Here is a 13,240-nt window from a genome sequence, read left to right on the forward strand (position 1 = left end):
ATTGGCAGAGAAAAGCTTTCCCTAAGTCAAACGGCGCTTATACTAATGGAAAACAGCATTTTAGATGTAATTTTTTTATAAGTTCATTGAGAAAAGCTACATTTATTATAATCTCCTTAGGAATGAGCATTAAAGTTATACCTGATCATGAAAGTAGCCATTATAGATGATGAAGTGCATTGTGTGGAAGGACTGGTTTTGCATCTAAAAAGCAAATTTCCGGAAGCGGAAATTGTTTATAAAGGTACAAAACCGGAAGATGCACTTTTAGCTTTACCAAAGGCGAGGCCAGATCTCGTATTTCTGGATGTTGAAATGCCGGGCATGAATGGTTTTGAATTGCTGGATCAACTTCCAAAGGATGCCTTTGATGTAATATTTACAACTGCATACAGCCAGTATGCCGCACAGGCTTTTAAAGCCAAAGCCGTAAATTACTTACTAAAACCTATAGACGATTCAGAATTTGAAACAGCTGTTCTACAATGGAAAGAGGAGAGGGAGCAGAAGAAAAATCTTTCTTCAGAAAGAATTAATGATCTGTTGACCTATATGAAGCGGGAAGGGATCCTGAAAAATAAAATTGCAGTCCCTGTTTCTGATGGTTATGAATTCATAGAAACCAACGAAATTCTCTATTGCCAGAGCCAGAACAATTATACGTTGCTGTTTACGGTAGACAACCGCAAACTGGTTTTAAGTAAGACTTTGCTGGAGTTTGAAAAACTCCTCGATAAATATTTTTTTATCCGTATTCACAAATCCTATCTAATCAACCCCAATTACATGAAAAAATATTACCGTAATGATGGAGGTTACCTTGTGATGCAGGATGGAAAGTCGATTCCAGTAAGTAAAAGTAAAAAGGATCTTATCACAAATCTTTTTGATGCCATAACCAACACAGCTTAAGCTTAGGATAAAATATTTTGGTCGAGACTTCCTCTAAATATATTACTATAAACTTTTTCTACAGCTCCCTGCAGAAAATGATTTGTTTGTTTCTCTTCTTAAATGTAACTTTTGGATTTTCACAATCAGCCCTCGATAGTCTTAGAATAGCGTTGGAGCAGGAAATGGAGGATTCCCTGAAAGTTGATTATGCCATAAGTTTAAGCCGCGAGATTCATAAAAGAGATCACAACGAAGAAGAAGAATATAACTATGCCCAGGATGCCATACAGTGGGCATTAAAATTGGGTGATACTTTATTGTATGCCCGCAGTCTGGACAATCTTGGGCTGCTTTACAGGTATCATCAGGACTATGATGAAGCAATGCCACTGCATATAAAAGCATACAATCTGGTGGAGGAAAAAAATGTTAATCCTGTTAACAAGATGATATTTGCTAACAATGCAGGGGTAGCAGGCCGTTATAATCAGAAATATGATTCCTCTATCTCCTATTACATGAAGGCCTTAAAAATTGCAGAAAGAGAAAACGACCTGAGAAATATTGCGATTTCCAGTAACGGAATTGGTAATGCGTTGGGAAATATTCAGGGAAGGGAGGAGGAGGCTTTAGCTTATTTTGAACGATCTCTGGAGGCTGAGGAAAAACGTGACAACAGTCTTGGTGTGGCCATGAATTATCTTTCTATTGCCGATTATTACGTGAATGAAGGTCAATTTAATAAAGGTCGGGAATACCTGGATGAATTGCTTAGAATAAATCGGGAACGCAATGATATATACGGGCTGGCAATCACTTATGAGTTCTTCGGAAAATCCTATCTGGACGAGGGGAAAAACTTTGAAAAAGCTGGTCAATATTTTGAGGATGCCCTTAGCCGGTTTAAAAAATTAGGAGATAAACACCGACAGGCGCAGATATTGGTTAGTCTGGGAGATGTACGGTTAAATCAGGAAGAACCCGACCTGGCACGGGAATATTATGAGAATTCGCTTCAACTGGCAAGTGATTTAAATCAGTTTGGGCTGATTATGCAAAACTCGTATAAACTGGCAGAAATACATGAAGAACAAAATAATCCTTCCGAAGCTTTACAATATTTTAAAGAGGCCAAATTCTATGAAGACAGTATAAAACTTTCAGAACAAAATGTGGAAATAGCGGCCCTTATCCGCGAGTATGACATAGAAAAGAAAGAAAATCAAATTCAGTTATTAGAGAAAGACAGAGCGTTGCAGCAAACGCTGCTGGACAATCAGGAACAACAGCTGGAAAGGCGCAGGATCTTTATGTTACTTCTCGCCACCGGGCTCTTTTTTATCCTCATTATTTTTTTACTTCAGTACCGGAATTACCAGACAAAAAAGAAAACAAACGCCAGAATTTTACAGGAAGAAAAAGAAAAAATGAAGGCAATATACGAGCGTAATCTTGCCAGGGCAGAAATTCTTGTTACCCGTCTAAGGGTTAATCCTCATTTCTTGTTTAACAGCCTTAATGCCATAACTTATCTTATACAGAGTAACCAAAACGCTAAAGCCATAAAATACCTTGTGGTTTTTAGTCGCTATACGAGAATGGTGCTCGAGACCTCACAACAGCATGTGGTGCCACTAACTGAAGAATTAAAATTAACCCGTTATTACTTAACTCTCGAAGGAAACCGCTTCGAAAAAAATTTTACCTACAAATTTATAGGTGATGATTCTTCAGGAATTGAAGAAACGCTCATTCCTCCATTATTGCTGCAGCCGTTTATAGAAAATGCAATTTGGCATGGGCTTTTGCCAAGTAAAAAAGAAGAAAAGAAGCTTCTCATAGAGGTAATTCCCGAAGGAAACACCATCACAATAAATATTGAAGATAATGGGGTGGGCAGAAATAATTCCAAAGCAACCAGAAAATCTCATAAAAGTATGGGTACACAGATTATACAGGAGAGGATCGATCTTTACAATAAAAGTTACTCAGGACACATCAGATATGAGATAATTGATAAAAAAAACGCAGAAGGAGAACCACAGGGTACCAGAATTGTGTTCTATTTAACACAGAAAGAAGCTTTTGAAAAGTTCGATTAGTTGAGTGGAAAAATCACTTATTACGGATTTAATGCTGATAATTTTACCGTTAGCGTTCTTGAAGTTTACAAGAAAATGCAGGAACTATTACTAACCGAACCATTAATAGCGATCACTACAGGTTTGTTAATGGGGCCTCAATTTTTATTACATGGTTGAACCAGTCTTCCCCTGGGGAAATTGTATTATCAATATACTTCTAAAGTAATTTTCTGAGGGGAATATGACTTCTGAAGTGCTTATTTAACGTAAGATACAAAAGAGAAAGGTATAAGAATTTATCTAAAAAATTTTATAAAATATTCAGGTTTCAGCTAATCTTTCGTGAAATAACAAATGCTTAACAGGCTTCGTGGACCACTCTTTCTATTTTTGAATGAAACCAAAAAAGTTAAATTTTATGAAATCTATTACAAGTAAATTCTACATACCCCTTTTAACAGTGCTTTTATTGGGGTTAGCGAGTTGCGGTTCCATGAGTACGAGCCCGGATAAATTAATTTCGGACGCAGAGAAAGCCCAGGAAAATGTTGCTGATGCCAGTAATAATATGAGTGAATTATTTCAGAATTCTGCAGGATATGTAATTTTTCCTAATGTAGGAAAAGGTGCTTATATTCTTGGAGGAGCTTCAGGTAACGGTGTTCTATACGAAAACGGAACTGTTCAGGGCTTTGCAGAAATGAAACAACTGGACGTCGGGTTCCAGATAGGTGGGAAAGCATATACTGAAGTTCTTTTCTTCCAGTCCGAGTCTGCTTTAGAAGACTTTAAGAGTGGAGATTACGAATTGACAGCAAGTGCATCTGCTGTAATACTTGAAGAAGGAAGGTCTAAATCTGTAGATTTTCAGGATGGTGTTGGTGTAGTAATTATGCCTAAGGCTGGTGCAATGGCAGGAATTTCTGTTGGAGGACAGAAGTTTGAATACAGAGCGAGATAATATCCTCAACATAGAACAAAGAAAAGTCGGTTTAAAAGCCGACTTTTTTTGTTTCAAATAAATAAAATTATGAAAAAGCCAAATTTGCTCATTTTCGATGTAAATGAAACACTGTTGGATCTAAATCCTTTAAAGAAAGCTGTGAATAATGCACTGCAAAACGACCTGGTATTTGAATCATGGTTTCCGATGCTGCTTCAGTATTCCCTGGTGGAAACTATAACCCATCAATATCATGATTTTACTGAAGTAGGAGTGGCTACATTTAAAATGTTGGCCGGGAAAATGAATCTTTCGTTTTCTGAAAAAGAAATCAGGGAAATCCTGGGTCATATTAGAAAGTTACCTCCTCATCCGGAAGTTATTGAAGCACTTCAAAAACTTCAAAATCAAAAATTCAGAATGATAGCTCTTACTAACGGAAAACCAACTGTCGCAGAAGAGCAGCTGAAATTTGCAAATATCGATACTTTTTTCGAGTCAGTCGTGAGTGTGGACGTAGTGAAAAAGTACAAACCGCACAAAGAAACTTATGAGCACGTTCTTCAAAAATCCGGAGTTTCTGCAGAGAACGCGATGTTAGTAGCGGCTCATGGATGGGACATCGCCGGTGCAAAAAGTAGCGGACTAAAAGCAGCATTTATAAAGAGAAAAGGCAAATTCTTATATCCTCTTGCTGAAAAACCAGAGTTGGAAGCAGTAGATATGCTGGATCTCGCCCAGAAATTAGCCGATTAGAATTCTTCCGTTATTACTCCAAATCTTCAGGTGATTCCAGCATGGTGGGGATCAATTCGCTTACAGTAGGATGTATATGTACAGCATCCCTGATCGTGGTATAGGATGTTTCCGCATACATCGCATCAATAATGGAGTGAATAACTTCATCAGCCCCTGTCCCAAGGAAAGATGCACCAAGTATTTTATCAGTTTCAGCTTCAATATAGATTTTCATCATTCCGCTGGTCTCTCCCATTTCCTGCGCCCTGGCTACTTTAGTCATTGGTCTGGAAGCCAACTTTGCCTTTATACCTTTTTCCTTTATTTCAGCTTCATTCATTCCCACCCGGGCGAGTGGTGGATCAATAAAGGCGGCATAACAAAGGTAACGTTGAGATAAACTTCTTTTTTTATTCTGAATAAGATTGGACTCTACAATCTCGAAGTCGTTGTAAGAGGTATGTGTAAAAGCACCTTCGCCATTGCAGTCACCCAGCGCGAAAATGTGGGGTACCGAAGTCTGCAGATATTCGTTTACTTTTATATAGCCTTTCTTATCCAGGTGCACACCTGTATTCTCAAAACCGATATTTGCCGTATTTGCCACACGACCTGTAGCGAGCAATAAATGCGTCCCATCAATTCTTTTTTCCGCACCGTTTAGATTAAAACTGAATTGAATACCTTTTTCTGCCTGGGTACCTTTAATATCTTTAGAATTCAGATAGACTTTAATATCTTCATCTTTTAAAATCTGAAGGATTGCTTCAGAAATATCTTCATCTTCCTGTTGCATAAGGCGCTCGCCACGGTCCAGAACGGTCACCCGGCTTCCAAAACGACTGAACATCTGGGCAAATTCCAGTCCAACATACCCACCACCAATAATCACGAGGTGCTCCGGAATTTCTTCCAGTTCTAGCATGGTCTCGTTGGTGTAATGGTTGAGGTTTTTATAAGGTGCCGGGATGTTTGGTCTTGAACCTGTATTAATAAAGATTTTTTCTCCATAAAGAACTTCATCATTTACCACTACACTATGACCATCCTTAAATTTTGCTTCTCCGCGAAAAACCTGAATATTCTCATTATCATTCAGCATTTTTTCAATTCCCTTGCTGGATTTCTCTACAAGTTTGTCTTTTCTTCTTTTAATCGCCCTCAGGTTGATCTTAACATCACCATCTAAGGATATTCCATGCTCCTGACTGTTCTTTGTAACAAAGGCGCGCCTGGCACTTGCCACATAAGCCTTGGTAGGAGTGCAGCCGGTATTTACACACGTGCCTCCAAAATCGCCTTTTTCAATGATGGCTACTTTTTGCCCATTTTCGGCAAGACTTGCAGCAAGCGGAGTTCCCGCCTGTCCTGTTCCAATAATTATCGCATCAAACTTCATAAAAATTTTTTTAAGGAGGACTGTTGATGCCCTTAGTTAGATAGTTAAAAGTTAAAGCCTAGTGTAAACATAAAACGGTTGTCTTCATCACTTGTATAGTAGCCAATATTTCCGGTAATAGCACTAAAGGCATTAATCCAGACAGAACCGCCATAGTTATTGTGCCATTTTTCAGAATTGTCATTTTCTGTCCATACCCGTCCATAATCATATCCCAAACTTATCCCTGCCCTTAGAGGTACAAAACCTGTTTCCACCCTTAAAAGGCCAGCTCTTAAATCTGTACTCTGGTAGAAAGCAGATTTTCCGTTAAAACGTTCATTTCTGAAACCACGCAGGCTATGATTTCCTCCCAGAGTGGCGCCATGATAAAATTCATAGTTCTCCCCAAAAATAAACTCACTGCCAAGCTTAGTGGCTAAAACAACAATTCCGCTTTCATGTAGTGGATATACAACAGAAACCGATGGCTTTAAATAAGCAAATTCGTTGTCATGTTCGTCAATATTTTTTTTATATCCAGTGGAAACATCAAATTCGATTCCCCGCCTGGGGAAAGCAAGTTTCATAGGCTTATTTGTGTACTGGAAGGCTATTTCTGCCCCGCCGTAGATCTGATTATCAAAAAGATCATCTTCTGCATCAAAAACCTGCCCTACATATTCGGAATTATTACCTTCAACCTCAAGGGATTCTATTATAGGTTTAAAATGGAACTGAGCACCGTTATTATTACGCCAGATAAGTGAGGGAGCAATGCTCCATTGGCTGATACGCACACGATTATAATCCATACTTACAGCATCTTCATTATAAATGGTCTCATTCCCTGTTCCAAAATAGTTAAGCGTATAGTTAGGGCTGGTATACCTTGCATCAATACCAAAATTCCAGTTATAGAAAATATGGGCAAATTCACCCGAATAGTTTACCTCAAAACCTGAAGTTGCAAAGTAATAGAAAGCACTTAAATTGTGTTGTGTTGTAAAAGGGTTTCTTGCCAGTCCATAAGTAGAATAAGTATCTGCCAGTCCAATTCTGAAACCAGCATCGGGATCAAAGCCTACGCTTGGAAACAGGACATTAGTTGTAGTTTTGCGTTTGTCAGGATCATAATTATTAATGTCGTAGCTATCCACGAGCCATTTATTGGCACCCGGTGTCTTAATGGTGTTTTTTTTACTCTTATAATCATACAGTTTCGCATTCCTGGTATTGCTGAAGTTGTAAATATCATTCTCCTCTCCACCTATAACTTTCAGTTTAATTAAATCATTTCCTTCACCTTCTAAGTTAAATTCGTCATCTCCGTCTAACCCGTATATCCAGATTTCATCAGTCATATCAGAATTATAGGTGTTTTCAAAAATTAGTTCTTCATCATTTCTTATTACAATTTCTGTTATTCCGCTATCTTTTCGGGTGATTTCAAATTTATCATCCTCTTCTGTTCCAATAATAACTTCAAACTCAAGAAGATATTTATAATAATCCCGGGCTATTTCCAGGAGGTTATCACGGCGCTCTTTAAGATCCTGCCGAATTCGTTCTATACTTTGATCCTTGGTGTCTTCAGGAAGTGCTTCAAAAGCGGCGTCAATCTTTTCGTCTGATAGTTCATTCTGAATAAAGTTTGCCTGCTCCTTCCAGTCTTCCCAGCTAGCAGTTTTTATTAAAGTTTTGTCCAGTGGATAGGCTGCAACATTGAACCACTTCACATCTTCAAGCTTTTCTCCCGAAAAAGTCTGCATTGCACGCACATTAGGAACACCCATTTTTAATAGATTGATAAGTGGTCCGTCGTATTTTGAAAAGGCCTGATCTCTGTCCCTGGCTATAGGTTTGTACATTAACCTTCCGTCTGCCTGCTCAAATTGTGCCCAACGCCATTGGTCTTCATGCCGGTCCCAATCACCAATTAACATGTCAAAGAGCCGTGCTTTTATATAAGAACCTTCGTGCACATAAGAATCTTTGCTTTCTCTAAGTTCCAGAAGGAGATCTGCCGTGCTTATAATATCATCGGGTGAACCAAAGGTTTCGAAATCCTTATTTTCATCACCTACATGCTCCTCCAGCATATAAAGTTTATTGCCGTAACCATCATTAAAGATACCCAGTTCTTTCTGTTTTGGAAGATAAAATAGCTGCGGGTTTGCGTGATAAATGTCGACAGCGGTGGAAAGATCATTAACGGCAAAGGGAGCGTATGGATGGGATGTGGTATAATAATCCTGCACAATGCTTTCAGCAAGGGTATTATCTATACGATCCTGTACATAATGGGTCTTGACTTTGGTCTGAATAAACCGAAGAGCACTCTTTCTTATCTCTCGGAGCGTATACTCATGTTCTTCGTCGTCTATTATTCTAAGTGATCTGGATTGGTTTCCGCCTCCTTCTGAAATTGGTTTCGGATTCCCCGGCAGATCACTTAAAAAAAGTACCGGAACTTCTATGTCCCGGCTGTAAATATCCCGGTAATGTTCTCCCCATAACCATTTGTAAAATCCGCTTTTATCGGTCTCTTCATCAGTATATACTGAAGCATTGTAGGTGTCAGTAAAATTCGTATTGGGTGGGTAATTGACATCTTCAACCCTGGTGCGCTCTCTTTTTATAAATTTGCTGAATAGCAATTCAGGACCTTCCGGAGTAGCCTCATAGAACCGGACTATCGAGCTCCTGTCCTTAAAAACTGTAAGCTTTGTAAAACCGTTTTTATCTGAAGCGAAATGGCCTTCCTCATGGATTTTGGCCTCTTCGGTTGCTGCTGCTGCACCACTTATAATCTGAGGGATTCCGTCATCCTCCAGGTACTGCATATTCCTGTCGTTTCCTGATACGAATATTACATCGTCAAATTGACTTGCCAGGGTTTCAAGCCTGCCACGTAGTTCCTGCATTGCATCATTATAATAGGACTGTCTGGAAAAACCTCCGACTTTGTCGAAGAATCCTCGCTTTGTATTGGACATCACAGGATGGTGTACTGCTACAATTATTGTTTTATTTTGCTCATCTTTAAGATCGTCCTTAAATTTCACGAAGAATTGTTCTCGTGTTTTCAGCTCACATTTGTTGTTAATATAGGGGTGATCATCCCAATCTTCCAAAAACCACTGCGAATCTATCATTATAAGCTCCACTTCGTCACTCAAAGTTTCCGGTTCCCTGGCGCACCCGTCGTTCGGCCAGAACTCTGCTTCACTATTATCCTGAAGAAAAGATTCCATGTAGTCCAGATTTTCCTGTCCGCCACCTTTGCGCCATTCATTAACTCCCGGGTTTAGGATTACATTGCCGTTAAAATCCTTTAGCGGTTGTAGTAGTTTTTGTCGTAAAAAAGCTTCAGTTGCTTTCCTTTCCTTCTCGTCTTCCGGATAGCCATTTTCAGTTATATTACCAAGAAGTACAACACTGGCATCTTCGTCTTCTTTAGATGCTTCCACGATTTGACGGAAGATTCGTTGGGCTTCAGAGCCTTTGTTAAGACCTGTATTTGCGGTAAAATAAACAGAATGGGATATTTCTTTTCCTTCAGGTATTTCATCTTGCTGAGCAGATGCAGGGGATAAGATGATAAAATATAGTAGTGCAGTAATCTGGAGTTTGAGAAAGCTGCAAAATGAACTTTTAGGTATGGAGAGCATAGAATATACTTAAGTAGGGCCGTGTAGGCATTTTTATAATCTTTCAAGATTGAAAAAAAATTCTACAGAATAATGAATTTTAACGATTTATAACATTTCATTTGTGCATAACACGCTTTTTATAACATACGGAAAAGTGATTACAGGAGTCCATGCTAAACTCTATTTAAGGATTTTCCCAGATTAAACCTGTTGCGCTTTAGTGTATTATAACTTATTTTAGCTCAAAACAAATCTTTTGCGCAATCTTTCTTTTCTTCTATTTCTTTTCTGTCAACTTTTAATTTCCCAGGAGCTGCCTCCGGTTATTAATTACGCTCCTGGCGTAACCTGCCAATGAAGAGCCATAGACTTTAACTGTCCCATGGATGCTGTTTGGAATAGCTGAAAATACTGGTTTATATCAGGTTGTTCTGAAGGTAATCGAAACTTTGTTCCAGGCTCTTGTAGGGATCCATCTCAAAATTTTCCTGCTCAATGATAAAATGTTTTACTCCGGCTTCTTCAGTATATTTAAAGATTTCTTTGTAATCGACAGTACCGCTTCCAACTTCAGTATTTAGCTCCGGTTTTTGTTGGTCCATATCTTTTACGTGCCACAACGGGAATCTCCCCGGGTACTCCTCAAATAAGGCTATTGGGTCTATGCCCGCTCTTACCACCCAATAAATATCCATTTCAAAAGCGACAAGATCCTTATCTGTTTTTTCTAAAAATATTTCGTAGCCATTTTGACCCTTATAATCATCAAATTCAAAGGCATGGTTGTGATAAACCAATTTTAGTCCGACTTCTTTGCACATTTGCCCCGCAGTGTTCATTTTTTCAGCAATCCTTTTGTAATCATCAATAGAATTCCGGAGGTTTCCGGAAATATGCGGAATAATAACATAATCCTGATCCAGCTGGTTGGCTACCTCCAAAATATAATTAACATCGTCTTTTGTGCCATTTTCATCCAGAAAAGGATCCATTCCGTAGTGGCCACCGGGAGATTTTATGCCATTTTGGGAAAGGATATCTCTAAATTCGGCTACACTTAATCCCCAGAATCCGTTTTCCTGAGAATAGCCGTAGGTTTCGACCTCCTTAAAGCCTATTGCTGCTAATTTCTGAATAGTTCCTTTTACGTCACCTCCAATGGTTTCGCGCAAAGAATACAGCTGTAATCCTAAAGGCTGGTTTGCAGAATTGGCAAATATCGTGCTGGGTAGAAGCGTTGTTGCCGCCAGAGCAAGACCAGATTGTTTAAGAAAGGTTCTTCTATGTATCATATTTATAGGTTCTAAATGGTTAATTATTAAAACGAAAAACTCTGTGTAAAAGAAATATTTAATTCCAGATGTTGCTGTTCTCTTCTCTGCCTGTGCGATAATTTTCTATAATATCAACTGCTTCTTTCACTTCGGGAACAGGATATTTGCAGGTTTTATTCTGGCATACGTAAATAAGAGTCTCTCCTTGTGAAAGTTTGCCTTTTAGCAGTGGAAGATTTTCTTTCTCCCCACCCATAAAGATTGAAGTGGGTAAGTATTCCTTCTGAAGATCAAAATTCTTCTGTTGAGCCTCTTTGCCCACAATTGCAATTTCAAAGGCTCCAAAGGCTTTGGTGCCAATCAGTTTTGTCCAGTTTGCATAATAAGAGGGGTCGTCCATTACCTGGTCATACATCTGCCCAACCATCTGCTCACTCATTTCTAAATATTGCCCATTTTCCAGGAGCGTACCCAGGGTATAGAGATTTTGAGCCATAATAGAATTGGAAGAAGGAATTACATTATCATCGAGTTCCATTTTTCGCGCAACAAGGTTGTTGTGACTGCCGGAAGTATAATAGAACATTCCTGTTTTGTCATCTCTGAAGTTTTTAATAGCATAACCTATTACTTTCTCGGCTTTCCGCAACCAGGAGATGTCCAGGGTTACCTGGTAGAGATTGATATATGCCTGACTTAGTAAAGCATAATCGTCAAGAAATGCGTTTATTTGGCTTTCTCCGTCTTTATAGCTTCTCCATAAACTGTAATCAGGGTTCAGCATTTTATCGGTTAAAAAATTAGCGTTGTTTATGGCACTTTTTAAATATTCTTCATTTCCCAGGGCCAAAAAAGCATTTAGGTAAGCATCGACCATCATGGCATTCCAGGCTGTAAGGGATTTGTCATCAACACTTGGTGAAATTCTGTTTTGTCTTTCCTCCAGAAGTTTTTTCTCTGCACCAGTCATAGAAGCCTTAAAATTCTCATAGGATATGCCTTCTTCACGAACAAATTCTTCCGGAGAAGATTGGCGGTAAAGAATATTTTTTCCTTTTTCCCAGTTTCCATAAGGTTCAATATTGTAATAATTTGTGATAAGCTCAAGTTCAGAAGCATCTAAAGTATTGCGGAGTTCCGTAATGGTCCAGACGTAATATTTACCTTCTTCCCCCTCTGAATCTGCATTTAATGAAGAATAAAAGCCTCCTTCGTTATTAGACAATTCCCGTTCAACAAACTCCAGGCTTTCCTCAATAACGATCTTGTATTCTTCTGAAGGGGAAACTTTGTAAGCTTTGGAATACAAACTTATTAACTGCGCATTATCATAAAGCATTTTCTCAAAATGCGGAATCAGCCATTCGGGATCTGTGGTATATCTCGAAAAGCCACCGCCTAACTGGTCATATATTCCTCCCCGCGCCATATTGTTCAGCGTGGTCTTTACCATTTGCAGTACTTCTTCATCTTCGGTTAAATAATAATACTGCAAAAGCGCATCCCAGCTAACGGGTAACGGAAACTTCTGCTCTACCTGGTATCCTCCTTTGTCTTTGTCAAACCTCGGTTTCCAGGCATCCATAACAGAAAGATATTCAGCTTCTGAAATTTCATTTTTCTGAACACCAAGGTCTCCCAGGCTGTTGGTGCTTTTTATACCTTCAGTTAAAGCCTTGGCAGTTTCTACTAAAGGTTCTTTATTCTCTTTATATGCTTTTGCAATTTTGTTTAAAATATTCTTCCATTCTTCAGGTGGAAAATACGTTCCTGCAAAAAATGGCTTTCCATCAGGAAGGGCCACAGCGTTTAGCGGCCAGCCGCCACTGCCGTTTAGCAGCTGGGCAGCATTCATGTAAATCTTATCAATATCGGGGCGTTCTTCGCGGTCAATTTTTATAGAAACAAAATCCCGGTTCATGATGGCAGCCACGCTGGAATCCATAAAACTCTCTCTTTCCATCACATGGCACCAGTGGCAGGCTGCATAGCCCACACTAATAATAATAGGCTTGTCCTCTTCTTTCGCTTTTTCAATCGCTTCGTCACTCCATTCGTACCAGTCCACAGGATTATCTGCGTGCTCCCTGAGGTAGGGACTACTGGCCTCGGCGAGTCGGTTTTTATTAACGTTCTCTTCCTTTTGTTCTTCCTTGCAGCCTGTAAAGCCGCAAATGAAAAGAAAAAGTACACCTAATATATTTGGTAGCTTAGATTTTGTTCCAGAGACCATAATTCCTTTTAATTCAAAATTGTAAAAGATAAATATAAAT

The 13,240-nt window shown here is 39.0% G+C and carries 9 protein-coding genes; 5 read left to right on the forward strand and 4 right to left on the reverse strand.

Going from position 1 to position 13,240, the window contains the following annotated elements; translation table 11 throughout:
- The first annotated feature begins 147 nt into the window (after positions 1-147).
- From RM541_RS15205 to RM541_RS15225, 5 genes are all read left to right on the forward strand, one after another.
- Positions 148-912 carry a LytR/AlgR family response regulator transcription factor gene (locus RM541_RS15205; protein WP_311500989.1) on the forward strand — a complete coding sequence of 255 codons (765 nt, stop codon included), beginning with the start codon at positions 148-150 and terminating at the stop codon, positions 910-912.
- Between the two features lie 86 nt (positions 913-998).
- Positions 999-2,996 (forward strand): tetratricopeptide repeat protein, encoded by a 1,998-nt coding sequence (locus RM541_RS15210; RefSeq protein ID WP_311500990.1) that lies wholly within the window; start codon positions 999-1,001, stop codon positions 2,994-2,996.
- Entirely contained in the window at positions 2,997-3,155 is a 159-nt protein-coding gene (locus RM541_RS15215) for a hypothetical protein (RefSeq protein ID WP_311500991.1), read from the forward strand. It abuts the gene before it with no gap.
- A gap of 241 nt (positions 3,156-3,396) precedes the next feature.
- Complete coding sequence (locus RM541_RS15220; protein WP_311500992.1) at positions 3,397-3,939, forward strand: lipid-binding SYLF domain-containing protein; 543 nt, start codon at positions 3,397-3,399, stop codon at positions 3,937-3,939.
- A gap of 69 nt (positions 3,940-4,008) precedes the next feature.
- Entirely contained in the window at positions 4,009-4,677 is a 669-nt protein-coding gene (locus RM541_RS15225) for a haloacid dehalogenase type II (protein ID WP_311500993.1), read from the forward strand.
- Between the two features lie 13 nt (positions 4,678-4,690).
- On the opposite strand, the gene RM541_RS15230 is transcribed toward RM541_RS15225, so the two are convergent.
- The 4 genes from RM541_RS15230 to RM541_RS15245 form a co-directional block, all read right to left on the reverse strand.
- The gene (locus RM541_RS15230; RefSeq protein ID WP_311500994.1) at positions 4,691-6,058 is read right to left on the reverse strand and encodes a mercuric reductase; all 1,368 of its coding nucleotides are present in this window, start codon (positions 6,056-6,058) and stop codon (positions 4,691-4,693) included.
- A 44-nt stretch (positions 6,059-6,102) separates the two neighbouring features.
- Complete coding sequence (locus tag RM541_RS15235; protein WP_311500995.1) at positions 6,103-9,711, reverse strand: metallophosphatase; 3,609 nt, start codon at positions 9,709-9,711, stop codon at positions 6,103-6,105.
- A 398-nt stretch (positions 9,712-10,109) separates the two neighbouring features.
- Positions 10,110-10,985: a TIM barrel protein gene (locus RM541_RS15240; RefSeq protein WP_311500996.1), complete on the reverse strand. Its 876-nt coding sequence runs from the start codon at positions 10,983-10,985 to the stop codon at positions 10,110-10,112.
- 58 nt (positions 10,986-11,043) lie between these two features.
- Positions 11,044-13,200: a thioredoxin domain-containing protein gene (locus tag RM541_RS15245; RefSeq protein WP_311500997.1), complete on the reverse strand. Its 2,157-nt coding sequence runs from the start codon at positions 13,198-13,200 to the stop codon at positions 11,044-11,046.
- Positions 13,201-13,240: the final 40 nt, after the last annotated feature.

Origin of the sequence: Autumnicola psychrophila (assembly GCF_031846645.1) — a bacterium.
GTDB lineage: Bacteria > Bacteroidota > Bacteroidia > Flavobacteriales > Flavobacteriaceae > Autumnicola > Autumnicola psychrophila.

Bases quoted from the DNA above. Each gene is read 5' to 3' on its own strand.
- RM541_RS15205 (WP_311500989.1), top strand. From the start codon at position 148: ATGAAAGTAGCCATTATAGATGATGAAGTGCATTGTGTGGAAGGACTG.
- RM541_RS15220 (WP_311500992.1), top strand. From the start codon at position 3,397: ATGAAATCTATTACAAGTAAATTCTACATACCCCTTTTAACAGTGCTT.
- RM541_RS15225 (WP_311500993.1), top strand. From the start codon at position 4,009: ATGAAAAAGCCAAATTTGCTCATTTTCGATGTAAATGAAACACTGTTG.
- RM541_RS15230 (WP_311500994.1), bottom strand. From the start codon at position 6,058: ATGAAGTTTGATGCGATAATTATTGGAACAGGACAGGCGGGAACTCCG.
- RM541_RS15235 (WP_311500995.1), bottom strand. From the start codon at position 9,711: ATGCTCTCCATACCTAAAAGTTCATTTTGCAGCTTTCTCAAACTCCAG.
- RM541_RS15240 (WP_311500996.1), bottom strand. From the start codon at position 10,985: ATGATACATAGAAGAACCTTTCTTAAACAATCTGGTCTTGCTCTGGCG.
- RM541_RS15245 (WP_311500997.1), bottom strand. From the start codon at position 13,200: ATGGTCTCTGGAACAAAATCTAAGCTACCAAATATATTAGGTGTACTT.